The 24,018-nt window shown below is 71.3% G+C and carries 21 protein-coding genes; 16 read left to right on the top strand and 5 right to left on the bottom strand.

Annotation, left to right across the window (positions count from 1 at the left end; translation table 11 throughout):
* The first annotated feature begins 22 nt into the window (after positions 1 to 22).
* On the top strand, positions 23 to 751 hold the full coding sequence (locus ACZ6BB_RS04910) for an HAD family hydrolase (RefSeq protein ID WP_471613888.1): 729 nt from the start codon (positions 23 to 25) through the stop codon (positions 749 to 751).
* A gap of 79 nt (positions 752 to 830) precedes the next feature.
* Positions 831 to 1,604, top strand: coding sequence for an SDR family NAD(P)-dependent oxidoreductase (locus ACZ6BB_RS04905; RefSeq protein ID WP_471613887.1), 774 nt, complete (start codon positions 831 to 833; stop codon positions 1,602 to 1,604).
* A 179-nt stretch (positions 1,605 to 1,783) separates the two neighbouring features.
* Here ACZ6BB_RS04905 and ACZ6BB_RS04900 read toward each other — a convergent pair whose 3' ends face one another.
* Entirely contained in the window at positions 1,784 to 2,782 is a 999-nt protein-coding gene (locus ACZ6BB_RS04900) for a ScbA/BarX family gamma-butyrolactone biosynthesis protein (RefSeq protein ID WP_471613886.1), read from the bottom strand.
* A 177-nt stretch (positions 2,783 to 2,959) separates the two neighbouring features.
* Between ACZ6BB_RS04900 and ACZ6BB_RS04895 the strand changes: the two genes are divergently transcribed.
* Positions 2,960 to 3,601: a ScbR family autoregulator-binding transcription factor gene (locus ACZ6BB_RS04895; protein WP_471613885.1), complete on the top strand. Its 642-nt coding sequence runs from the start codon at positions 2,960 to 2,962 to the stop codon at positions 3,599 to 3,601.
* Positions 3,602 to 4,607: 1,006 nt separating this feature from the next.
* On the opposite strand, the gene ACZ6BB_RS04890 is transcribed toward ACZ6BB_RS04895, so the two are convergent.
* Positions 4,608 to 5,315, bottom strand: a complete 708-nt coding sequence (locus ACZ6BB_RS04890) for a ScbR family autoregulator-binding transcription factor (protein WP_471613884.1) — start codon at positions 5,313 to 5,315, stop codon at positions 4,608 to 4,610.
* Positions 5,316 to 5,517: 202 nt separating this feature from the next.
* Here ACZ6BB_RS04890 and ACZ6BB_RS04885 point away from each other — a divergent pair, with 202 nt between their 5' ends.
* Positions 5,518 to 6,729 (top strand): IS701 family transposase, encoded by a 1,212-nt coding sequence (locus ACZ6BB_RS04885; protein WP_471614124.1) that lies wholly within the window; start codon positions 5,518 to 5,520, stop codon positions 6,727 to 6,729.
* Here the strand turns inward: ACZ6BB_RS04885 and ACZ6BB_RS04880 are convergent.
* Positions 6,709 to 7,620, bottom strand: coding sequence for a shikimate dehydrogenase (locus ACZ6BB_RS04880; RefSeq protein WP_471613883.1), 912 nt, complete (start codon positions 7,618 to 7,620; stop codon positions 6,709 to 6,711). The genes ACZ6BB_RS04885 and ACZ6BB_RS04880 overlap by 21 nt on opposite strands.
* Positions 7,621 to 8,012: 392 nt before the next feature.
* Here ACZ6BB_RS04880 and wrbA point away from each other — a divergent pair, with 392 nt between their 5' ends.
* The 6 genes from wrbA (at position 8,013) to ACZ6BB_RS04850 (ending at position 13,388) form a co-directional block, all read left to right on the top strand.
* Positions 8,013 to 8,627, top strand: a complete 615-nt coding sequence (gene wrbA, locus ACZ6BB_RS04875) for an NAD(P)H:quinone oxidoreductase (RefSeq protein ID WP_471613882.1) — start codon at positions 8,013 to 8,015, stop codon at positions 8,625 to 8,627.
* 229 nt (positions 8,628 to 8,856) lie between these two features.
* The gene (locus tag ACZ6BB_RS04870) at positions 8,857 to 10,062 is read left to right on the top strand and encodes a 3-hydroxybenzoate 6-monooxygenase (RefSeq protein ID WP_471613881.1); all 1,206 of its coding nucleotides are present in this window, start codon (positions 8,857 to 8,859) and stop codon (positions 10,060 to 10,062) included.
* 47 nt (positions 10,063 to 10,109) lie between these two features.
* Positions 10,110 to 11,600, top strand: a complete 1,491-nt coding sequence (locus ACZ6BB_RS04865; protein WP_471613880.1) for a peptide ABC transporter substrate-binding protein — start codon at positions 10,110 to 10,112, stop codon at positions 11,598 to 11,600.
* A gap of 129 nt (positions 11,601 to 11,729) precedes the next feature.
* Entirely contained in the window at positions 11,730 to 12,347 is a 618-nt protein-coding gene (locus ACZ6BB_RS04860; RefSeq protein WP_471613879.1) for a nucleotidyltransferase family protein, read from the top strand.
* Complete coding sequence (locus tag ACZ6BB_RS04855; RefSeq protein WP_471613878.1) at positions 12,331 to 12,636, top strand: BON domain-containing protein; 306 nt, start codon at positions 12,331 to 12,333, stop codon at positions 12,634 to 12,636. The genes ACZ6BB_RS04860 and ACZ6BB_RS04855 overlap by 17 nt, the downstream gene beginning before the upstream one ends.
* Positions 12,633 to 13,388 (top strand): metallophosphoesterase family protein, encoded by a 756-nt coding sequence (locus tag ACZ6BB_RS04850; protein ID WP_471613877.1) that lies wholly within the window; start codon positions 12,633 to 12,635, stop codon positions 13,386 to 13,388. The genes ACZ6BB_RS04855 and ACZ6BB_RS04850 overlap by 4 nt, the downstream gene beginning before the upstream one ends.
* Before the next feature lie 243 nt (positions 13,389 to 13,631).
* Here ACZ6BB_RS04850 and ACZ6BB_RS04845 read toward each other — a convergent pair whose 3' ends face one another.
* A complete protein-coding gene (locus ACZ6BB_RS04845) occupies positions 13,632 to 15,524 on the bottom strand; it encodes an ABC transporter ATP-binding protein (protein WP_471614123.1) in 1,893 nt (630 codons plus the stop codon).
* A gap of 152 nt (positions 15,525 to 15,676) precedes the next feature.
* On the opposite strand from ACZ6BB_RS04845, the gene ACZ6BB_RS04840 reads away from it, so the two are divergent.
* From ACZ6BB_RS04840 to ACZ6BB_RS04815, 6 genes are all read left to right on the top strand, one after another.
* On the top strand, positions 15,677 to 16,639 hold the full coding sequence (locus ACZ6BB_RS04840; RefSeq protein ID WP_471613876.1) for a lysylphosphatidylglycerol synthase transmembrane domain-containing protein: 963 nt from the start codon (positions 15,677 to 15,679) through the stop codon (positions 16,637 to 16,639).
* Between the two features lie 301 nt (positions 16,640 to 16,940).
* Complete coding sequence (locus ACZ6BB_RS04835) at positions 16,941 to 18,023, top strand: mechanosensitive ion channel family protein (RefSeq protein WP_471613875.1); 1,083 nt, start codon at positions 16,941 to 16,943, stop codon at positions 18,021 to 18,023.
* 256 nt (positions 18,024 to 18,279) lie between these two features.
* Positions 18,280 to 20,499, top strand: a complete 2,220-nt coding sequence (locus ACZ6BB_RS04830) for an NADP-dependent isocitrate dehydrogenase (RefSeq protein WP_471613874.1) — start codon at positions 18,280 to 18,282, stop codon at positions 20,497 to 20,499.
* Positions 20,500 to 20,810: 311 nt separating this feature from the next.
* Positions 20,811 to 21,230 (top strand): MarR family winged helix-turn-helix transcriptional regulator, encoded by a 420-nt coding sequence (locus ACZ6BB_RS04825; protein WP_471614122.1) that lies wholly within the window; start codon positions 20,811 to 20,813, stop codon positions 21,228 to 21,230.
* A gap of 58 nt (positions 21,231 to 21,288) precedes the next feature.
* On the top strand, positions 21,289 to 22,338 hold the full coding sequence (locus ACZ6BB_RS04820; protein WP_471613873.1) for a glycoside hydrolase family 43 protein: 1,050 nt from the start codon (positions 21,289 to 21,291) through the stop codon (positions 22,336 to 22,338).
* 200 nt (positions 22,339 to 22,538) lie between these two features.
* Positions 22,539 to 23,111 carry a peptidase inhibitor family I36 protein gene (locus ACZ6BB_RS04815; RefSeq protein WP_471613872.1) on the top strand — a complete coding sequence of 191 codons (573 nt, stop codon included), beginning with the start codon at positions 22,539 to 22,541 and terminating at the stop codon, positions 23,109 to 23,111.
* 92 nt (positions 23,112 to 23,203) lie between these two features.
* Here ACZ6BB_RS04815 and ACZ6BB_RS04810 read toward each other — a convergent pair whose 3' ends face one another.
* On the bottom strand, positions 23,204 to 23,998 hold the full coding sequence (locus tag ACZ6BB_RS04810; RefSeq protein ID WP_471613871.1) for a carbohydrate-binding protein: 795 nt from the start codon (positions 23,996 to 23,998) through the stop codon (positions 23,204 to 23,206).
* Positions 23,999 to 24,018 lie beyond the last annotated feature (20 nt).

The following is a 24,018-nucleotide window of genomic DNA, read 5'->3' as shown; positions in this document are numbered from 1 at the left end:
CGCCGACAGGAGGGGGAAGGGCATGACGGGCGGACGGCTCCGACATCTGCGCGCGGCTGCGGTGAACATCGACGGCGTGATGCTGAACGACACGTTCAGCCCGGTGATCCACCACTTCATCGTCAGCCGGGGCGGTGTCTACACGGCGGATCTGGAACGGCGGATCTTCTCCCAGCGGCAGGCCGAGGCCGCGCGGGTGATCGCCGAGGCGGCCGGCGTCGCCTGGTCCCCGGAGAAGGTCCTGGAGGTGTACTTCCGCGAGAGGGCCGAGTACGTGGAACGCCACGGCGTGCGCATCCTCGACGGGGCGCTCGCCCTGGTCGGACTGCTCCGTGCGTCGGGTCTGCGGACGGTCTGCTACGGCGGCCTCGACCGCTCCCACTTCGACAGCGCCCTGGGCGAGCACGCCGACCTGTTCGACGACCCCGGGTACGTGTGCACCGACGCCTACCGTCCCGGGATCCGCGAGCTGGTCACGGAGACGTTCGCGCTGCGGCCCGACCAGGTGGTCGTCATCGACGACGTGGCACGGGTGGCCGAGACGGCCCGCGGGCTCGGGGTGCCCTTCATCGGCAGCCCCAGCGACTTCGAGCACGGCTTCCAGCGGAAGGCGATGCGTGAGGCGGGCGTACGGCATCTGGTGCGGTCACCGGCCGAGATCGGGGAGGAACTGCTGCGCACCCTGGACGCCGAGGCGGCGGCCGGGACCTGCTGGCAGAGCGGGGGCGGGACGGATGAGCGGGACGGATAAATCGAAGTATCTTGCGCCATCGACCAATTGAGAGACGCGATTCCGTTCTGTGACGCCTTAGCTGCGCTATGAAGTGGGCATGACATCCTCAGGGAGTGGACTTCTCGCCGACAAGGTCGCCCTCATCACGGGTGCGAGCAGCGGGATCGGCGCAGCCGCCGCAAGGGTCTTCGCGCGCGAAGGTGCCAGCGTGCTGCTCGTCGCCCGACGGGAGAGACAACTGGCCGATCTGGTCGACGCGTTGCAGGCCGACGGACACAAGGCACGGTACGCGGTCGCCGACGTGGCGCGCGGCAGCGAGGTGGCCGAGGCGGTACGGGCGGCCGTCGAGCACTTCGGACGGCTGGACGTGGCCTTCAACAACGCCGGGTACGGAGTGGGGCAGACCCCGCTCCATCTGATCGACGACGAGACGTACGACCGGATCATGGACACGAACGTCCGCGGCGTCTGGAACTGCCTGCGCCACGAGATCGCGGCGATGCTGGAGACGGGCGGTGGCTCCATCGTCAACACCAGCAGCGTGGGCGGCCTGGTGGCGACGCCGGTCGCGGCACCCTATGTCACCTCCAAGCACGCGGTCGTCGGTCTGACCCGGGCGGCGGCGGCCGAGTACGCCGACCAGGGGGTCAGGGTCAACGCGGTGGCCCCGGGGACGACGCGCAGCGAGATGGTGACCGACTGGTTCCGGGAGAACCCCGCCGTGGAGCCGATACTCCATCAACTGACCCCGCAGTCACGGACGGCGGAACCCGAGGAGATCGCTGAAGCGGCCGCCTGGCTGTGCAGCGAACGCGCCTCGTTCGCCACCGGTGTGGTCCTGCCGGTGGACGGCGGCTTCACGATTCTCTGACCGACCGTACGACGAACGGGGTTCCGCGCCTGCGGAACCCCGTTCGTCGTACGTCTTGCGATGTCGCGCTCATCACGTGCGCCGCGTTCGCCCAAAGCGTCGCGTGCGTCGCGTTCGCAGCGACCGGTGTCCGCCGCCTCCGCCGTGGCGGTCGGCGAGCCCCCTCCCCCGAGGCTCGCCTACGCGGTGGGCACCGCCAGGACGATGGTGCTGGTGAACGCCGTACGGCCGTCCTGTTCGGCCCGCACGGACACGACCCTGACCGCCGGATCGGCCGACTCGCACTCCTCCGCCTCGATCAGGCAGGGCGCGTCGAACTCCACGTACCGCTCGAACGAGTTCTCGGTGGAGATCACCGTGGTGCCGGGAGCGAGGACCCGCGTGACCTGCCGGGCGGCCTCCAGCAGCACCATGCCGGGTATGTGGTCGTTGGGGTGCTCGAAGAGGATGGGGTGCCGCTGGTCGGCCCGCAGCAGCCACCGGCCCGCGGAGTCCCCCGGGGAGAGCACCACGTCCGGGGCGTACCGGCGGTCGACCAGCGCGGGCTCGACCGGTTCGGCCAGCGGTGCCACCGCCGGGGCCCCCTGCGTCAGCCGCTCGCCGCGGATCCGGCGGTAGACCTGCGGCCGGAGCATGCTGGCCTTCGCCACGCCCGAACCCACCGGCCGGCCGTCGCGCATGATGTCGACGTGGAAGTCCACCCCGGCCAACTGCCCACCCCGGCGCCGCACGTTCTCCGTGGTGATGGACAGCGACAGCTCGGCCGGCGTCCCGAATATCTGCAACTGCGCGGGGTCACAGGTGTATTCGAGGCCGTTGAGGATGAAGTGGCTGTCGAGCGGAACACCGAACTCGGCGTGCGAGAGCAGGGTGCCGACCTGGCGGATGGTCTCCGCGACCAGAGTCGGGTCGTAATGCTCCCCGCACGAGGAGGTGAAGTAGCTGTGTGCGCGCGGCCATTGCGCGGAGGCCACGAAGCGGGAGTCGCCCAGGCGCTGCCACCCGGTCAGCAGCACCTCGGCCACGGCGGCGCGGTGGACGTACTCCTTGGGCACCGTGGTGGTGAAGCGTGACTGTCGTCTCTGGGCCGGGATGAAGACCTCGGAGCTGGAATCGGAGCCGTAGAGCCGGTCGAGCAGCGGAAGCGGGGCTTCCAGTTCCACGTCGTTCTCGAGCATTGTTACGGACATGTCCCCCCCAAAAGGAGATTCGAACCCCTGTCGGCTCCATCACAATACAGGTCAGCCGGTTTTTTTCCAGCGTCTGAGGGCACCGACTTGATAAGTTGTCGTACCGGCCGTTCCGAGGACCACTCCGGTCGGCGGTGGCAAAACCTCGAGCACAGGAGAAACCGCATGGCACAGCAGGCGCGGGCAGTGGAGACGAGGCGGCTCATCCTGCAGGGTGCGGCGTTGGTCTTCGACGAGATGGGCTACGACGCGGCGTCGATCAAGGAGATCCTGTCCAGGGTGTCGGTGACCAAGGGCGCCCTGTACTTCCACTTCCCGTCCAAGGAGGACCTGGCGCGCGGCGTGCTGGAGGAGCAGACGCTCCACCTGCACGTGTCACCCCAGACGTCCAAGCTGCAGGAAGTGATCGACCTGACCATGGCGGTCGCGCACGCACTGCCGAACGACGCGATGCTGCGCGCCGGGAGCCGCCTGGCGCTGGAACGGGGGTCCATCGACTTCGCGTCGCACAGCCCCTTCCTGGCCTGGGCCAAGGTGTGCGAGGACCTGTTGGAGCAGGCCAGGCGGGACGGTGAGGTGCTGCCGCACGTCGACTGCCACGAGACGGCGGAGCTGATCGTCGGATCCTTCACCGGGATCCAGGCGTTCTCCCAGATCAGCTCGGCTCTGCTGGATCTGGAGAAACGGGTGTCGGCGATGTGGAAGCACATCCTGCCGTCCGTCGCCGTCCCGGCCGCGCTCGCCCGCCTCGACACGGCTCCCGACCGCGGCGCCCGCCTGCAGGAGGCGGCGCTCGCCCAGCGGTGACCAAGGGGCCCTCGGCCGCTTCGAGCGGCGGGTGGGGCCCCAAGCCCGCACGCGCCGGCGGTGCCCGCGGACACTCGGCCCAACCCAGGCCGGTACGGGACCACCGGCAGGCGCGCACAACGGGCGCGCACGAGTGCGACCCGCGCCGATCAGCGTGCGTGGGCGCTCGGCCGACCGAGAACCGGGGGCGCGCCCCTCCTCCGGCCCACGCCGACAGCCGCGACGGCCGGCGCGCCGACACTCAGCCCGCTTCGGCCGACGACCGCCCGTGCACAGGGGCATTCCGACCCGCGCCGATCAGCGGCGCGGGGGCTCAGCCCTGCCTGAGTCCGGAGGACGCACCCCGCCCCCCACCCCGGCCGACGCCACGAGCAGCGTGAGGAACGGCGCGCGGGGAACAGCGCCGGGGAACTCGACCCACGTCGGCCCGTCCTCGTACGTGGGCTCACCACCGACGCGGCGGCGGCACACGAACAACACGTAGGAACTCGGCCGCCTCGCCCCGATGCCGAGCAGCAACCCCGCCGGCCTCGCCCCGACCGAGCCGCGCGCGAGGCCGCGTCGACCCGGCCTCGCCGCGACACGCAGGGCCTCCTCCGGCACCACCCCGACCGTCGGGCCCGCGTACCCGGTCGGCGCCGCATACCCGGTCGGCGCCGCATACCCGGTCGGCGCCGCATACCCGGTCGGCGCCGCGTACCCGAGTGCGCGAGGACGCGTGGATCGTAGGGACGCACGCCCATCAGCCCTCTGACCAGCGACAGAACGGCATCCCCCCACCCCGACGACCACCACCGCACCCCGCCGACATCGACGCGGCACGCGGGCCTGCCGCCCGCCACGGCCGACGGCAGGGGCAATCGGCAGACGGCAGACGGCAGACGGCAGACGGCAGGGCGGACGGCAGACGACCCTCCGCACCCCCACCTCGCAGCACCCCGCCAGCACCGGGACCCCAGCAGCCGCCACTCGACGACACCGGGCTCCCGCCACGCACCCCTCCCCCTCAGCCCACACCGGCGCGGCCCGGCGAGCCCGTCCGTGCCCCCGGGCGTCCGCGTTCCCGCGCGCTGACGCCGCGCGGGGTCGGGAGCGTGAGCCGCCCACCGGGCCGCAGGTGGCGGATCCGGCCCGGGGGCACGAGGGCGGGCAGCAGGGACTCCCACACATGGGTGACGGTCGTCGTGGCCAGCCAGCTCCGATCCTGGCGGGAGAGCATCTCGACGCCGGCGGTGGCCGCGGTGAGCATCCGGGCGGCATGCCCCGGATCCAGACCGGGCAGCAGCTCCCCCCGGCGTCCGGCCCGGGCCAGCATGAGCGCCACGGCCCGCCGCCAGCTGGGGTACGGGCCGGGGTGGCCGCTGCCGCCCGGCCGGCGCTCGTCGGAGAGCCGCAGACCCGCACGGAACACGACGTCGTGCCTGATCCGGTGGGCCAGACCGTGCGTCGTGTCGATCAGCACCTGCAGCACGGGCCCGCCGGGCGCCCTGGCCGCTCGGAGGATGATCCGCCAGTCCGCGCTCGCCTGCGCCGCGACGGCCTGGGCCAGCTTCTCCTTCGAGGTGAAGTGGAAGTACAGGGCCCCCTTGGAGACCCTGGCCGCCTCCACGATGTCGCTCAGACTCGTCGCCCCGAAACCCCTCGTGTCGAAGCAGAGGGCCGCGGCCCGGACGATCTGCTCACGAGTGCGTTCGGCTCGCTCTTGGCGTGGCATGGCTTCTCCCTCGTCACGGCGATCTCCCTCGGGCCCGCGCCAGAGTGCAGCCGGTGAACACTCCCACAATAAACCAACCGTGCGGTATATTATTGCTTCAGGTCGACACCGCTCACCCGAGCCACGCGACCTGACGAAGTATAGAAAACCAACCGTCCGGTATTGTATGGTCGGTCTCGACGTCCAGCAGAAGGAGGGGGCCATGGAAGGCGTGGAGAGCGATGACCAGGCGCAGACCTGGGGAGACGTCGCGGACGACTTCGTCACCGAGTTCTGCCGGCGGATGCTGGCCTCGCTGAAGCGACGCGACCAGCGCACCCGGGGTGAGTGGTACGTCTCCGGACTGCTCTCCGTGCCAGGACGCAAGTCCATGCGCGCCCTGGCCGCCGTGACCGACCACGGCGCGGCGGAACAGAGCCTGCACCACTTCATCAGCGACTCCTCCTGGGCGTGGGCGCCCGTACGGCAGGCGCTCGCCCGCCATCTGGACCGGGTCCTGCTGCCCCAGGCCTGGGTGATCGGCTCCATGGCCATCCCCAAGGCGGGGGCGCACTCCGTCGGTGTGGAGGAGTCCTTCCGCTTCGACCTCGGCCGTGTCGTCAACAGCCAGCAGGCCTACGGCGTCTCCCTGGCCAACGAGCAGTTGAGCGTGCCCGTCAACTGGGGCCTCAACCTGCCGGCCGAGTGGCTGGAGAACCCGGAGCGGCGGCGCCGGGCCCGGATCCCGGACGACGCCACGGCCATGAGCGTGGAGGCGGGCGCGGTGCACACGGCGGCCGAACTCGCCGACGGGGCATGGGGGTTGCGGCGCCGTCCGGTGGTCCTGGACGCCCGCACCCTGGATGCCCCCGCCCTGCTGGAGGAGATCACCCGCCGGGGGATCCCCTTCGTCATGCGCGTCGACGGGGCGACCCGGGTGCTCGGCTTCGACCCCGGTCAGCCCCATGCGGGCAAACAGCTCTTCCAGGCACGGCAGTTGGTCGAACGGGGGAAGAAGCTGTCCAAGCCGGTCTGCTGGGTCGACCCGGAATACGCGATCACACGGTCGGTCCTGGTGAGCGGAACCAGGGTGACCGTACCGATCGGGGGCGGGCCGGGCCTGCCCGCGCTGCCCGATCAGGCGCTGACGCTCGTCGGCGGCTGGCCGATGCAGAAGGGCGGCTCACCGGAACTCTGGCTGTCGAACCTGGTGGACGTGCCGCCGGCCGCACTCCTGCGCCTGGGGCGGCTCACCCGGCGGGCGAGCAAGGACTTCACGGAGGTCAGCACCCGGGTGGGCATGCGGGACTTCGAAGGACGCTCCTACGCCGGCTGGCACCGCCATGTGACGCTCTGCTCCGTGGCGCACGCGATCCTGGTGCTCTCCTCGGCCCGCCGGCAGCACACCGGCGTCTCACATGGACTGTCCGCCTGAGACGGCGGGCTCGGCCTCCAGGCCCGCCCGCCGGACCAGTTCGGCGTGGGCCGCGGCGCGCATCGCCGCGACCGGCACCACGGTCCGACCGGTCAGCAGCTCGATCTGCCGCTGGGCCCGGTACAGCAACGGGGACACACCGTCGATCACGATGCCGCCGACGAAGCCCGCCGCCTTGGCCAACCGGGTCGGCCAGGCCGAACACGCCGCGTCGAGGACGGCGGCGCCGGAGCGGGCGACCTTCGGGGCGAGGACGTCGGCCGCGCCGGCGGGCAGGGTGGAGACCACGACGCCGACGCCCCGGAGCAGCCGGTCCAGCTCTTCGAAGCGATGCAGGTCGACCGAGACACCCAGCCGGCCGGCCGCCGCCTCGGCCTCTTTGGCGCCACCGCGCTCCCTGACCACGACCACCGGCTCCCGGACACCGACCTCCCGCAGGGCGGCCAGCGCGGCGCAGGCCGCGGCTCCGCCGCCCAGCACCACGGCGGAGCCGGGCGCGTCGAGCCCGGCCTGCCGCAGCGCGGCGACGATGCCGTACACGCCGCAGTGGTCACCGAAGCTCCGGCCGTGCCGCAGGACCACCGTGTCCGCGCCCCCCACGTCCAGGGCCAGATCCGACACCTCGTCGACCAGCGGCAGCACGGCGCGCTTCAGCGGTGTGGTCAGGCACAGCCCGGCCCAGCCGTCGCCGAGCGAGTCGAACAGCGCGGGCAGGGCGGGTTCGTCGCACTCGATCGACTCGTAGTCCCAGCGAAGTCCCATGGCCGCGTAGGCGGCTCGGTGCAGCGTGGGCGACAGGGAGTGGCCCGCCGGCGACCCGAGGACCGCCACGCGGTTGCCCTCGCCGTCTCCGGAAGGTGTCCGGTCCATGGGTGTCCGGTCCGTGTACATGGATCGTGGACGCTCCTTCCGCGTCGGAGAGTGGACTTCGGATATCGGGACAGTTTAGGAGCCGGATCGCCCGGGCGGCGCGCCGACTTGACATAGACCGGCGGTGAATCGCATCGGCTCGCCCTGTCTTCCCGATCGCTTACCGATCCCCTCCCGATCCCTTCTCGCTCCTTTCTCGCTCCTTTCTCGCTCTCGTCTCACTCTCTTCTCGATCCTTTCCGGGTCCGGCCTCTCCTCCTCGACCGGCTCGCGTTCTTCCGTCCGCCCCGCAAGGTGACGAAATCGTGGCCGACCGTTCGCCGTGGCACCCGCGGTCGAGGAAGAGTCATTTCTGCGCGGCCCGCTCATCGGCTCGCCCCGTCCGGCAGTCCCTGCGAATTGGAGTTCCGATCGTGACCAACGTCGCCGTCATCTACTACTCGTCCACCGGTCATGTGCACAAGATGGCCGAGGCTGCCGCCGTGTCGGCCGAGAAGGCGGGCGCCGAGGTGCGCCTGCGCAGGGTCGCCGAGACCGCTTCGGAGTCCGTGGTCGCCGCGAGCCCGGAATGGGCCGAGCATGTCGCCGCCACCGGCGACATCGCCACGGCGACGCTGGAGGACCTGGAGTGGGCGGACGTCCTGCTGTTCGGCACGCCCACCCGCTTCGGCCTGCCGGCCGCCCAGCTGAAGCAGTTCATCGACAGCACCGGCGACCTCTGGAACCAGGGCCGGCTGGTGAACAAGGTGGTCTCCTCGTTCACGTCGACCTCCACCAGCCACGGCGGCCAGGAGAGCACCCTGCTCGCGCTGAACAACACCTTCTACCACTGGGGCGCGATCATCGTCGCCCCCGGTTACGCGGACCCGATCCAGTTCTCCGCCGCCAACGGCAATCCGTACGGCACCAGCCACGTCTCGCACGACACCACCCCTCCCGGCGAGGAGAAGCTGGATGCGATCGATTTCCAGGCCCGCCGCGCGGTCGAGATCGCCACGGCACTCAACATCGGCCTCAAAGCCCTCTGATCCGACGCCGACACGAGCGCGGGAATTCCGGTGAGTTCGGGCGAGTTCCGGTGAATTCAGCGAATACCCGCGCTCGTTCCGGGCCGGCGCCGGCGTTTCCGGCAGGAGAGCGGAAATACGGCAGGCGTTCCGGAGTACCGCGGCGCTGCCTTTCCCCGCTGTCGAAACCGCCGCCGGCGGCCGAAGTACGACCGAACGATCCGCCACGACCAGGGAGCCGGGAAGCGAGATGGCGCAGATACTCGTCGCAGGAGGCGGCATAGGCGGGCTGGCGACCGCGATGAGCGTCGCCCGGCAGGGTCACCGGGTGCTGGTGCTGGAGGGCCGCAGTGACTTCGCCGAACTCGGCGCCGGCATCCAGCTGGCACCCAACGCGTTCCACGCCCTCGACCGGCTCGGTGTCGGCGACTCCGTCCGGGCCCGGGCCGTCCACATCGACGAACTCAGCCTCATGGACGGGGCCACCGGACAACGGATCGCCGGCCTGCCGCTCGACGACGCCTACCGTCGGCGCTTCGGCAACCCCTACGCGGTGGTCCGGCGCGTCGACCTGTACGCGCCGCTGCTGCAGGCATGCCGGGCCTCGTCCGCCGTCCGGCTGCGCACCCGCGCCCGGGTGCTGCGCTACGCACAGGACGACTCGGGCGTGACCGTGGAGCTGGCCTCCGGCGAACGGATCCGCGGCGCGGCGCTGATCGGCGCCGACGGCATCCGTTCCGCCGTGCGCGGTCAGCTGGTCGGCGACGGCCGCCCCCGGGTGTCCGGGCACACCATCTACCGCTCCGTCGTCCCGATGGAGGCGGTGCCCGAGGAACTGCGCTGGAACACGGTCACCCTGTGGGCCGGACCCGACCGGCACTTCGTCCACTACCCCATCGGCAACGGCAGGTTCCTGAACCTGGCCGCCACCCGTGACGACGGGGCCACGCAGGAGGTCACGGGCACCCCGGTGCCGCGTGACCAGGTGCTCGCCGCGTTCCCCGGGCTCAGCGAGACCCCCCGCAGGCTGCTCGGCCTCGGCGAGGACTGGCGCTCGTGGGTGCTCTGCGACCGCGAACCGGTCCGGCGGTGGACCGACGGCCGTGTGGTCCTCGTCGGCGACGCGGCCCACCCGATGCTGCAGTACGCGGCCCAGGGCGCATGTCAGACCCTGGAGGACGCCGTGGTCCTCGGTGACCTGATCGGCACCGAGGAGGCGGACTTCGAGCGGCGGTTCGAGGAGTTCGCCGACGAGCGGCTCGACCGCACCGCCGCCGCCCAGCTGGCCGCCCGCGAGATGGGCAGCCGCCTCTTCCACGCGACCGGTGAGGCGGCCCGGCGACGCGACGCCACGCTGGCCGCGCTGTCCGCACGGGACCTGCGCGACCGGGTCGCGTGGCTGCACGGCGCCCGCGTCGACGCCCGAGGCGCGCGCCCGGCGTACGCGGCCGGCTGATCACCGCCCCCGACCACACACCTGAGGACCTGAGGAGACGCACCCGTATGAACATCATCAGCTGGAACGGCACCGAACCGGAGAACCCGCTGGTGCCGGGCGACGCGACCGAACGCGACAGCGTGAAGATCGTGAACGCCCTGTTCACCGGCCTCGTCGAGTACGACCCCCAAACGGCCGAACCCCGCCCGGCGGTGGCGAAGTCGATGGAGTCGGCCGACTCCCGGGTCTACCGGATCACCCTGCACCAGGGATGGACGTTCCACGACGGGACCCCGGTGACCGCCGCGAGCTTCGTCGACGCCTGGAACTACACCGCCTACGGACCCAACGGACTGCAGGGCGCCGAGTACCTGTCCCACATCCAGGGCTACGAGGCGACCCAGAGCGGATCGACGGACGAGCTGTCGGGCCTGAAGGTGATCGACGACCACACCTTCGAGGTGACCCTGTCGGCACCGTTCTCCGCGTTCGTGACCCAGCTGGGCTACACCGCGTTCTTCCCGCTGCCGCAGGCGTTCTTCGCCGACCGTGCGGCGTTCGAGGCCCACCCGGTCGGCAACGGGCCGTTCCGCTACGACTCCCGCGTACCCGGCGAGCACATCCTGCTGATGCGTCACGACGCCTACGCCGGCGTCCGCACCCCGCGCGTGGACGGCGTGGAGTTCCGGTTCTACCGCATGCTGGAGGACGCCTACGCGGACGTGGTGGCGAACAAGCTCGACTACCTCGACTTCGTCCCGGCGGACGCGCTCGACGGCGGCAGGTACAAGCAGGAGCTGGCCGGACGCTGTGTCTCCAAGCCGTACATGGGGGTGCAGTCGATCTCGTTCCCGATGCACGACGAGCGTTTCGCCGATCCGCGTCTGCGTCAGGCGCTCTCCATGGCCATCGACCGGCAGTACGTGATCGACAAGGCGTTCGACGGCGACAAGATGCTGCCGGACGGGCTGGTGCCGCCGATCGTGCCCGGGTACGGCGGCGGGGCGGGCGGCGAGCTGTGCACCTACCAGCCGGAGAAGGCGAGGGCCCTGTTCGAGGCGTCCGGTTTCCAGGGCCCCATCGAGCTGACCTCCAACGACGACTCGGCCAACCAGGTGTGGATCGACGCGGCCTGCGAGACGATCACCGCGGCCCTGGGCGTCGAGGCACGGTACGCGCCGGTCCCGACCTTCGGTGAGTTCCGCAAGCTGATCAACGAGCGGAAGATCACCACCGTCTTCCGCTCCGGCTGGGTGGCGGACTACCCGTCCATCGAGAACTTCCTCAACCCGATCTTCCGTACGGGCGCGGCGGTCAACGGCTCCGGCTACTCCAACCCGGAGGTGGACGCGCTGCTGGCCGAGGCGGACGCGGCTCCGACCGAGCAGGAGGGCTGGGCGCTCTACCAGCGGGCGGAGCAGCTGATCCTCCAGGACATGCCCGCGATTCCGCTGTGGTACCAGAAGGTGGAGTCGGGCTGGTCCACCCGGACCCGGAACGTCACCGTCACTCCGCTGCTCCAGCTGGATCTGTTCGATGTGACGCTGGAGGACTGACCACTCCTCGCGAGAGACCCGTCACCGCGGCCCGGACCGGCCGCGACGGCGGGCCTCTCGCATGTCCGGACCCATCGGCGCGGGCCCGCACGTCTGGCCATCGGCACGGGCCGCACTATCGTGGAGGGCATGGGCGATCTCGCCGGCCCGGACGACGACGGGCTTCCCCCCGACCGGACCCAGGCCATCCTCGAAGCGGCGAAGGAGGTCGCGTCCCTGCTCAAGGCCGGTGGACACCCGTTCGCGCTGGCCGGTGGCGTCGCGGTGTACGCCCACGGCGGGCCGGGGACGCTCCAGCACGACGTCGACTTCTGTGTACTGCCGGAGGACATCGACGCCGTCACCGCCACCCTGGAGGCGGCGGGGCTGGCCGTGGTGCAGCCGCCCGAGGACTGGCTGCTGAAGACCCGCAGCCAGGGCCAGGAGGTCGACCTGATCTTCCGGCCCTCCCGGGCACCCGTCACCCGAGCACTGCTGGACCGGGCCGAGGTGCTGTCGGTGCAGTCCGTGTGGATGCCCGTGCTCGCGGCGACGGACCTGCTCGTGGGGCGGCTCCTGGCGTTCTCCGAGCACTACTGCGACTTCGGTGCCGTGCTGCCGATCGCCCGCGCCCTGCGCGAGAAGATCGACTGGAGCCGGGTGCGCCAGGAGTGCGGTGCCGAGCCGATGCCGGCCGCCTTCCTGTATCTGCTGGAGCGCCTCGACGTGATCGAGCCGGAGGAGACCGGAGATGGACACAGGACCTGACCCCCCACCGGCCGGCGGACCGGGCGAGCGAGCCGCCCGCCTGGCCGGGCACACCGAGTACCGCATAGCCCACCTGGAGGAACGCCTCGCCCGGAGCGACCTGGCCGAACTCGGGATGCGGATCGAGGCGCGCGGCGACGCCGTGCACATCACCGGTACCGCTTCCACCGCGGCCGATCGTGAGGCGATCCTGCGCCTGGCGTCCCAGGAACTGCCTGGCGTGCCCGTGCGGGCCGACATCACGCTGGCCGACGTCACCGCGCCGGACCGTCCCGAGGAGCTGTCGTGATACGGGTCGCGGCCGTCGGGGACATCCATCTCGGCCTGGACAGCCGCGGTCTGCTGCGCCCGGCGTTCGACACCCTGCCCGACCACGCCGACCTGCTGCTGCTCGCCGGGGATCTCACCCGGCACGGCACACCGGAGGAGGCCCGGGTGGTCGCCGACGAGGTGGCGGGACTGCCGGTGCCGGTGATCGCCGTACTCGGCAACCACGACCACCACGCCGAGCGCCCCGAGGACGTGACGGCCGTGCTGCGGGAGGCGGGGGTGACCGTGCTGGAGGGCGAGGGGACCGTCGTCCCGGTCGACGGCGTACGGGTCGGGGTCGCCGGGACCAAGGGGTTCGGCGGCGGCTTCGCCGGGCGCAGCGGCAGCGAGTTCGGCGAACCGGAGATGAAGGCCTTCGTCCGTCACACCCGGGGGCTCGCGGACGGGCTGCGCCGCGCGCTGGCCGAACTGGCGGAGGACGGCTGCGCGGTCCGTGTCGCGCTCACCCACTTCTCCCCCGTACCGGACACACTCGTCGGCGAACCGCTGGAGATCTATCCCTTCCTGGGCAGTTACCTCCTGGCCGAGGCGATGGACGAGGCCGGCGCCGACCTCGCCGTCCACGGCCATGCCCACCTGGGCACCGAGCACGGCATCACGAGCGGCGGTGTGCGGGTGCGCAATGTCGCCCAGCCGGTGATCCGGCGCGCCTTCGCGGTCTACGGGCTGCCGGTGGGCGAGGCACCCGCCAGGGGCACGGACGGTTCGTAGCCGCCTTTCCCCGACCGGGGGACGTCGGCCCCGGGCCTCGCGCGGCACCCTCGGTGAGCGCCGCGGGCGGGGGTCACCGTCCCGCGACACCGATGTGGACGGCCGGACGGGAGGCCCCGGATGCCCTGGCGGCAGTGACGGGGGACGGCGGCGGGAGCCGTCCTGCTCCCCGGAGTCCGAGCCGGTGGGCGCCGCTCGTACGGCGACCGGCGTCGAGGGCCGAACCCCGGGGACAGGGCTCATCTACGCGGCGCCCACCGGCGCCTGCTCGACGGAGTCCGCCGTCTTCTCGAACTGCGTGCGGTACAGCTCCGCGTACCGTCCGCCCGCCGCCAACAGCTCCTCGTGGCGCCCGCGTTCCACGATCCGGCCCGCCTCGACGACGAGGATCTGGTCGGCGGTCCGCACGGTCGACAGGCGGTGGGCGATGACCACGGCCGTCCTCCCCTCCAGCGCCTCGGCCAGTGCCTCCTGGACGGCCGCCTCCGAGGTGTTGTCGAGGTGGGCGGTGGCCTCGTCGAGGATGACCACGCGCTGGCGGGCCAGGAGCAGCCGGGCGATCGTCATGCGCTGGCGTTCGCCGCCGGAGAGCCGGTAGCCGCGTTCGCCGACGACGGTGTCGAGGGCGTCGGGCAGGGCCCGGACGAGGTCGTCGAGGCGGGCCCGGCGCAGCACCTCCCACAGGTCGTCGTCGGTGGCGTCGGGGCGGGCGAGGAGCAGGTTGGCGCGGACGGTGTCGTGGAAGAGGTGGCCGTCCTGGGTGACCATGCCGAGGGTGGCGCGCAGTGATGCCGCGCTGAGGTCGCGCACGTCGACGCCGCCGACGCGGACGGCCCCGGTGTCCGTGTCGTACAGCCGGGGCAGCAGCTGGGCGACGGTCGACTTGCCGGCACCGGAGGAGCCGACGAGCGCGACGGTCTGACCGGGTTCGGCGCGGAAGGAGACACCGTGCAGGACCTCGGTACCGCCCCGGCTGTCGAGGGACGCCACCTCCTCCAGGGAGGCGAGGGAGACCTTGTCGGCGGACGGGTAGCCGAAGCGGACGTCGTCGAACTCCACGGCCACCGGGCCCTCGGGCACCGCGCGGGCGTCCGGTTTCTCCTCGATGAGCGGCTTGAGGTCCAGCACCTCGAAGACGCGCTCGAAGCTCACCAGGGCGCTCATGATCTCCACGCGTGCCCCGGCCAGTGCGGTCAGGGGCGCGTACAGCCGGGTCAGCAGCAGCGCCAGGGACACGATCGCGCCCGCGTCCAGGGTGCCGCGCAGCGCGAACCAGCCGCCGAGGCCGTACACCAGGGCGAGCGCGAGGGCCGAGACGAGGGTGAGGGCGGTGATGAACGCCGACTGCGCCATCGCCGTACGGATGCCGATGTCCCGCACCCGGGCGGCGCGTTCGGCGAACTCGGCGGACTCGTCGTCGGGCCGTCCGAACAGCTTGACGAGCGTGGCGCCGGGTGCCGAGAAGCGCTCGGTCATCCGGGTGCCCATCGCCGCGTTGAGGTCGGCCGCCTCCCGCTGGAGCCGGGCCATCCGGCTGCCCATGCGCCGGGCGGGGATCACGAAGACCGGCAGCAGGACGAGCGAGAGGAGGGTGATCTGCCAGGAGAGCGTGAGCATGACGGCGAGGGTGAGCACCAGGGTGACCAGATTGCTCACCACTCCGGACAGGGTGTTGCTGAAAGCTCGTTGGGCGCCGATGACGTCGTTGTTGAGACGACTGACGAGCGCTCCCGTACGAGTACGTGTGAAGAACGCGACCGGCATGCGCTGCACATGATCGAAGACGGCGGTCCGCAGATCGAGGATGAGTCCCTCGCCGAGCGTCGCGGACAGGCGTCGGCCGAGCAGGCCGAGCGCCGCTTCCGCGACCGCGATGAGGGCGATGAGCACGGCAAGGCGGACGACGTGTGTCTCGTCCCCGCCGGACACGATCACGTCCACGACGCTCCCCGCGAGCACCGGCGTCGCCACGGCGAGCAGCGCGGTGACGACACTGAGGGCGACGAACCACGCGATACGGCGACGATGTGGACGGGCGAAGGCGCCGATACGCCGTAGCGTCGCGCGGGCGAAGGGGCGGGTGTGCCGCTGGGCGGTCATCATGCCCTGCAGCTGGGTCCAGGCGGTGGTCTCCATACTCATGGGGAGGACGCTAGGACCTCGACCAAGCTTGAGGTCAAGGCGCGGGCCGGGGCGTGCGTCCTCGGGTCACCTGGTCCCCCGCCGGTCGGCCGCCGTCCGCGCGTCCGCAACCCCGTGTTGGCCGGGCGCGGAGAACCTCTCCGGGTGTGACAGCGATACGACTCCCACGACGGCTCGCCGGGCGGGTTCCGGTGCGGCGGATCCTCTGGCCTGTTCCCCTGGTCCTGGTTCTGGTGGTGGCCGTGCGCCATCGTTCCGTCCTCGCCGAGGGGTTCGACCGGCTCGCGACCGCACGGTGGCCCTGGCTGTCCGCGGCGCTCGGTGCGACCTGTCTGACCTGGGTCGCGGCGGCGGTGACCCGGCAGGGCGCGCTCGTCGAACGGCTGCCGGCGGGGCGGCTGCTGGCCACCCAGTTCGCGGCGGGCGCGGCGAACCACCTGCTGCCGACCGGGCTGGGCGCGAGCGCGGTGAACCTGCGGTTCATGACCGTGTGCGGGGTGTCGCTGCCCCGCTCGTCGGCGGCGCTCGCGCTGTATCTGCTCGCCGAGTCCGTCGCCCGCGTCGGCCTGCTGCTGGCCCTGCTGCTCGCGTTCCCGCGGGCCCTGCGGCTGGGCCCGCTGCTCCCTGACGGCGCGTCGGCCCCCCTGCTGATCGGGGCCGTCGCCGCCGCGGGCGTCGCCGTGGCCGTGGTCCTCCTCGTCCGACGGCTGCGTTCGGCCGTGTTCGGTTTCGTGCGTACGGCGCTCGGAGAGGCCCGTTCGATCCACACACGGCCGACGCGGGTGCTGGCGCTGTGGGGCGGTTCGCTGGCGTTCCCGGCGCTCCAGGCGGGCGTACTGGTGGCCGTGGGGCTGGCGTTGGGGCTGGACGTCCCGGTGGCGCACATGGCGCTCGCCTATCTCGCCGCCACGGTCGCGGTCGCCCTCGTACCGACCCCGGGCGGGCTCGGCTCGGTGGAGGCCGCGCTCGTGGTCGCCCTGGTGGCGGCGGGTGGCCCGGTGGCGGTGGCGACCGCGGTGGTGCTGGCGTTCCGGATCATCACGGTCTGGCTGCCGCTGCTGCCGGGCGCGTTGACGCTCGGCGTGCTGGTCCGGCTGAAGGTGATCTGACGCCGGGTGGGACACCCCGCGCGGATCCGACGGGGGAGGCGGCCGTACCGCGGTGCACATCCGGACAATCCAGGGAGCGCGGGGGCCCGCCGTCGGCCGATCCGCGCAGGTCCGGTGCCGATCAGCCGTGCGGATACGGCAGGATGAGCGATCGCGCCCGGCGTCGTACGCACGTCCGGGCAGGCGCTGATCGTGCATCTCGAATTCGAGCAGGTGGCAAGGTGACGACACATCACATACGGCCCACGGGAACCGGCATACGGCCCCGCAGCCGCTCCCCCCGTCCCCCGGGAGGCGACCGATGACCCGGGCCCTCACCCTCGACGACTACCTCGTGGCCGGAATCACCCTGGCCGCGGGCCTGCTGGCCGCGTTCCTGCTGCGGCTGCTGCTGCGCTGGCTCGGCGGCCACGCGACGAAGACCCGCTGGGGCGGTGACGACGTCATCGTCGACACGCTGCGGTCGCTGGTGCCGTGGGGCACGTTCGTCGGCGGCGCGGCGGCCGCGGCGGCGGTGCTGCCGCTGACGAGGACCGTGCAGCACAACGTGAACCAGTCCCTGACGGTGCTGTTCATCCTCGTCGCGACGATCACGTCGGCCAGGGTGATCGCGGGGCTGGTGCGCAGCCTCGCCCAGTCCCGGGCCGGGGTCGCGGGCTCGGTCACGATCTTCGTGAACATCACCCGGGTCACGGTGCTCGCCATCGGCTGCCTGGTGATCCTCCAGACGCTGGGCATCCCGATCGCCCCGCTGGTCACCGCTCTGGGTGTCGGCGGTCTCGCGGTGGCCCTGGCCCTCCAGGACACCCTCGCCAACCTCTTCGCGGGCATCCACATCCTCGCCTCGAAGACGGTCCAGCCGGGTGACTACATCAAGCTGAGCAGCGGCGAGGAGGGCTATGTCGTCGACATCAACTGGCGCCAGACGACGATCAAGTCGCTCTCCAACAACCTGGTGATCATCCCCAACGGCCAGCTCGCCGGCACCAACATGACCAACTTCAACCAGCCCGAGCAGGACATGACCCTGCTGGTGCAGGTGGGCGTCGGCTACGACAGCGACCTGGAGCACGTCGAGCGGGTCACCAACGAGGTCATCGCCGAGACCATGAAGGAGGTCGAGGGCGCGGTCCCCGACCACGAGCCCGCCGTCCGCTTCCACACCTTCGGCGACTCGCGGATCGGGATGACGGTGATCCTCGGGGTCGGGGAGTTCAGCGACCAGTACCGGATCAAGCACGAGTTCATCAAACGGCTGCACAAGCGGTACCGGGCGGAGGGGATCAGCGTGCCGGTGCCACGGCGGGCGATCACGCTGCAGACCGGGGGTGGCAGTGTGGAGATTCCGCATCAGCGGGAGACTGCCGTCGAGGTGGCGCCGTAGGGCTGGCGCCGTAAGGGTGGCGCCGTAGGGGTTTCGCCCCCGCCGCCCCTGCCCGTCCCGTCCTCGGGTCTCCGCCCCGGACCCCGTTCGCGCGGTTCCCCCGCGCCCCTGAAAAAGGGGCGCGGGGGAACCGCGCGAGAAGCCCCGCCCACCCGCGGCCGATGACCCACCCCACTCCCCGCCCCCTGTCGAGTCCGGCCCCGGCACGAGATATCTTGATGTCGAGCAATGTTGCAGACGTGGAGCGGAGCACCCGGTGACTGACTCGACCATCATCTACACGCACACTGACGAGGCGCCCGCCCTGGCGACCCACTCGTTCCTGCCCGTGATCAAGGCGTACGCCTCGCAGGCCGGTGTCTCCGTCGAGACCCGTGACATCTCGCTGGCCGGGCGCATCATCGCCGTCTTCCCGGAGTACCTGGAGGAGGGGCAGCGCATCCCCGACGCCCTCTCCGAGCTGGGCGAGCTGGCGAAGACGCCTGCGGCGAACATCATCAAGCTGCCGAACATCTCGGCGTCGATCCCCCAGCTCAAGGCCGCCGTCGCGGAGCTGCAGGGCCAGGGCTACGCGCTGCCGGACTACCCGGACGACCCGAAGTCCGACGAGGAGCGCGAGATCCGCGCCCGCTACGACAAGATCAAGGGTTCCGCCGTGAACCCGGTCCTGCGTGAGGGCAACTCCGACCGCCGCGCCCCCGCCTCGGTGAAGAACTACGCGAAGACCCACCCGCACCGCATGGGCGCCTGGTCCGCCGACTCGAAGACGAACGTCGCGACCATGGGCGAGAACGACTTCCGCTCCACCGAGAAGTCCGCGGTGATCTCCGAGGCCGGTTCGCTGCGGATCGAGCTGGTCGGCGACGACGGCTCCACCACGGTGCTGCGCGAGTCCGTACCCGTCCTCGCGGGCGAGGTCGTCGACGCCTCCGTGATGCGTGTCGCCGCGCTGCGCGAGTTCCTGACCGCGCAGGTCGCCCGCGCCAAGGCCGAGGGCGTGCTGTTCTCCGTGCACCTCAAGGCCACGATGATGAAGGTCTCCGACCCGATCGTCTTCGGTCACGTCGTGCGCGCCTTCTTCCCGAAGACGTTCGCGCAGTACGGCGAGACGCTGGCCGCGGCCGGTCTGTCCCCGAACGACGGTCTGGGCGGCATCTTCAAGGGTCTGGAGGCCCTGCCGGAGGGTGCCGAGATCAAGGCCGCCTTCGACGCCGAACTGGCCGAGGGCCCGGCGCTGGCGATGGTCGACTCCGACAAGGGCATCACCAACCTGCACGTGCCGTCCGACGTCATCGTCGACGCCTCGATGCCGGCCATGATCCGCACCTCCGGCCACATGTGGGGCCCGGACGGCCAGGAGGCCGACACCCTCGCGGTGCTCCCGGATTCCTCCTACGCCGGCGTCTACCAGGTCGCGATCGACGACTGCCGCGCCAACGGCGCCTACGACCCGTCGACCATGGGCTCCGTCCCGAACGTCGGCCTCATGGCGCAGAAGGCCGAGGAGTACGGCTCCCACGACAAGACCTTCGAGATCCCCACCACCGGCACGGTCCGCCTCGTCGACCAGGCCGGGAACGTGGTGATCGAGCAGACGGTCTCCGCCGGTGACATCTTCCGCGCCTGCCAGACCAAGGACGACCCGATCCGCGACTGGGTGAAGCTGGCCGTCACCCGCGCCCGCGCCACCGGTGACCCGGCGGTGTTCTGGCTGGACGAGACCCGCGCGCACGACGCCAACCTGATCGCCAAGGTCGAGGCGTACCTGCCCGAGCACGACACCGAGGGCCTGGACATCCGCGTCCTCGCCCCGGTCGAGGCCACCAAGCTGTCGGTGGAGCGCATCCGCCGCGGCGAGAACACCATCTCGGTGACCGGCAACGTGCTGCGTGACTACCTCACCGACCTGTTCCCGATCCTGGAGCTGGGCACCAGCGCCAAGATGCTGTCGGTGGTCCCGCTGATGGCGGGCGGCGGCCTCTTCGAGACGGGCGCCGGCGGCTCCGCCCCGAAGCACGTCCAGCAGTTGGTCAAGGAGGACTACCTGCGCTGGGACTCCCTCGGTGAGTTCTTCGCGCTGGTCCCGTCCCTGGAGCAGTACGCGACGGCCACCGGCAACACCAGGGCCAAGGTCCTCGCCGACACCCTCGACCGCGCCACGGCGACCTTCCTCAACGAGGACAAGTCCCCCTCGCGTCGCGTCGGCGGCATCGACAACCGCGGCAGCCACTTCTACCTGTCCCTGTACTGGGCCCAGGAACTGGCCGCCCAGAGCGACGACGCCGACCTGGCCAAGGCCTTCGCCCCGCTCGCCGAGACCCTCACGGCGAACGAGCAGAAGATCGTGGACGAGCTGATCGCCGTCCAGGGCAAGCCGGCCGACATCGGCGGCTACTACCAGCCCGACCCGGCCAAGGCCGCCGCGGTCATGCGCCCGTCGGCCACCTGGAACGAGGCGCTGGCGAACTTCGCCTGAGCCCGACCTCGCACCTCCGCGCGGGCCCGCGTGCCCGCACACCGCCGCCCCGGCCGGGTCCCTTCCCGGCCGGGGCGGCTCTGCTGTGCCCGGCGTTCGGACGGTCGGCCGACATCTCGCAACCGCTTCGCGCACGACTGAGTCGTGCTCGATATAATTGCGAGATCTTGAAGGTAGGGTTGACGATCGTCATACAGAGAACAGGGCGGAGGAGCGACACCGTGAGCGCAGTCGGCGACATCGTGGGCCCGACCGGAACGGCCCAGGCACCGGCACCCGCACCGGCACCGGCACCGGCACCGGGGCGCAGTCTGCTCCTGGACGACCAGCTCTGTTTCGCTCTGTACGCCGCCTCGCGCGCGGTCACGGCCCGGTACCGGCCGCTGCTGGACGAACTGGGGCTGACCTATCCGCAGTACCTGGTCCTGCTCGTGCTCTGGGAACAGGACTCGATCTCCGTACGTGACCTGGGCGCCGCGCTCCAACTCGAGTCCAGCACCCTCTCCCCGCTCCTGAAGCGCATGGAGGCCGGTGGCCTGCTCCGCCGCGAGCGCCGTACGGACGACGAGCGCTCCGTCGCCATCCGCCTCACCGAGGCCGGCGCCCGGCTCCAGGAGCGGGCCCGGACCGTCCCGGTGGAGATGGGCGAGGTCATGGGTCTCACCCCCGAACAGCACATCGCGGCCAAGCAGTTGCTGCGGCTGCTCACGGCCAACGTCGGCCGGACGTGACCCGCCCCGGGGAGCCGCGCCCGCGAAGCCTGCGCCCTTCGCTCACTATTCTGCGACCGTGACCGACACCGAACCGACACGGCCCCGCGACGAACGGCAGCCCGGCATGCGGCTTCCCGGCATGCCCCTGCACGATCCGTTCGTGGTCGCCGACGAGGCGAGCCGCACCTACCACCTCTACACGTCCAACGAGCCGGCGGTCTCGGGCGTGGACGGCGCCGGCACGATGGTCTATCGCAGTACCGACCTGAGGGAGTGGACGCACCCCGTCGTGGTCTTCCGGACCGCCGAGCAACAAGGGATCTGGGCGACGGAAGGGGCGTGGGCGCCGGAGGTGCACGCGTGGGACGGGAGGTACTACCTGTTCACCACGCTGCACGACGAGAACAAGCCACTCAAGGTGCCTCCGGCGAACCGGTGGGGCACGCCCTTCCCGCTCCCGAACCACATGCGCGGCACGATCACCGCCGTCTCCGACTCGCTGCTGGGCCCGTTCTCCGTCGTGGACCCCACCCGGCCCACCCCGCCCGAGCACCTCATGACCCTCGACGGCACCCTCTACGCCGACCCGTCCGGGCAGCCCTGGATGGTGTACGCGCACGAATGGCTGCAGACCGTCGACGGCACCATGGAGGCCATCCGGCTGGCCCCGGACCTGACCCGCACGATCGGGGACCCGGTCTTCCTGTTCAAGGCCTCGGACGCGCCCTGGCTCACCGAGCAGATCCCCGGCGGAGTACCGCACCAGCTCGCCCCGTACATCACCGACGGCCCCCAGCTGCACCGGACTCCCGACGGCTCCCTGCTCATGCTGTGGTCCACGTACGAGAAGAACACGGCCGGCGCCGACGGCACCGTCGGCGGCGGCTACGTGCAGACCTACGCGGTCTCCCGGTCCGGGGAGATCCAGGGGCCGTGGACCCAACGACGACCCCTGGTCCGCGAGGACAGCGGCCACGGCATGCTGTTCCACACCTTCGACGGCCGCCTGATGATGATCCTCCACCGCCCCTTCGAGAACGCCCGCGGCAAGCTCTACGAGATGCGGCTCGACGGTCATGAACTGAGCGTGCTGCGCCGCCGCGACGACCTCGACGGGGGCGGCTGAGCGGGGCGGCGAGAGCCGTACGGGGCCATAGCGGGCGTCTGCGGCTTTTGAGCCAAAAGCCATGATCGGGTGCGCAACTTCTTGACCCCCCGGGAGCCACCCCATAGACATGGCCATGACCAAGGACGGGCCTCGCCGGAGTCGACGTACCAAGGGGGACAAGGGCAGGACCGGCCTGCAGAACCAGGCAAGGGGGAAGAATGAAGAAAGTCAGCTCGATCTTGTTCGCCACCGCGATCGCCGCGACCGGCGTCCTGTTCACGGGACCGGCGTCGTCGGCGGCCACCTCCGAGTCGTCGGTGGGCGGCGCCGTCGCCGCCCTCGGACAGCAGAAGATCAACCTGAAGCAGGACGGGTGGGGTTCCGCGGAGAGCTGCGTGGTGTACTCCAAGACATCCGTGCGCTGCTTCAAGACCCACGAGGAAGCCGACCGGGTGCTGGGCTACTCCCGCGCCACCGACCCCCTGATGAAGGGCAAGAACGCGGCTCAGATCCAGGCCACACCGGCCTGCGCGAGCGGCTGGCTGTGCCTGTACGAGCACGCCAACGGGGGCGGACGCCGGCTGATCTTCAGCGACTACTACTGGCACAACCTCAACGAGTACGGCTTCAACGACCAGACGTCCTCGTGGCGCAACAACCAGGGTTCCAGCCAGTGGGGTTGGCTGGCCCGTGACGAGGGGGGCAACGGTGGGCAGATCTCCATCAGCCCCAACACCTACAGTTCCAACCTCGGCGCCTACAACGACTGGGCGAGTTCGGTAGCCGCCTGACGGCCGAGGCCGGAGCCACGCACGTGAGGGGCGGCACCTTCCGAAGGTGCCGCCCCTTCGCGCGCCGCGCGGGCGGTGGTGACGTCAGCCCTTCAGCGGAGGAGACGACGTCGGTGTTGTAGTTCCCGGACCCGGCAACCTCGTTGGCGGCGTAGCGCACGTTCATCACGCAGCGCCCGGCGGAGGGGGCGTCCACCTTGAAGGCGAGGGTGTTCCCGGCGCCCAGGCCGACATGGCCCACGTACTCGTTCCCGGAGGCCCAGCCGCGGGGGCTTGTCGGTGAGCGCGCCCTCGGTGGAGGGGAGGGCGGCGGCGCCGTCCGGGCCGAGGACGGCGCCGCCGGTGGCGGAGCAGCCGGCGTGCACGGTGCGGTAGCCGTCGGCCGGGGCGTGGACGTCGAAGGCGGCCGTGTCCCGGTGGTCCAGCTCCACGGCGCCGGCGCCGCTGATGCCCGAGGCCGAGTGGTCGTACGACGGGGACCCGCTGATGTCGGCGTAGGCCGCGGGGTAGACGGAGTCCGGGGTCCTGGACGCGGTGAGGTCGGTCTTGTCGAGGGTGACATCGTTCGTGCCCTTGGACAGGGTCAGGGTGTGCTCGCCCGCCGTCAGGGACACGGGCGTGCTCGCCGTGGCGCGGTAGGTCCGGTTCAGGGTGGACCCGTACGTGAGGGTCGTGGGCGAGCCACCGTCGACGGTGAGGGTGTGGGTGGCGGGCCCGGCGGACTCGTTGCCGTAGAAGACGTCCAGGTCGTACGTGCCCGTCCTCGGGACGTCGACGGCAGTCCGGCAGGAGACGCCCGCCGCCTGGGCGACATCGCGGATGCTCGCGGCTTTCCGGTGGCCCCGAGGAGGGCCGGGAGGGCTGCCGGACCTTGTGTGACCGGTCACACGATGCGAGGATCGTGAGC

Source organism: Streptomyces sp. NPDC041108 (assembly GCF_055592645.1).
This window is presented reverse-complemented; position numbering and strand designations above follow the sequence as displayed.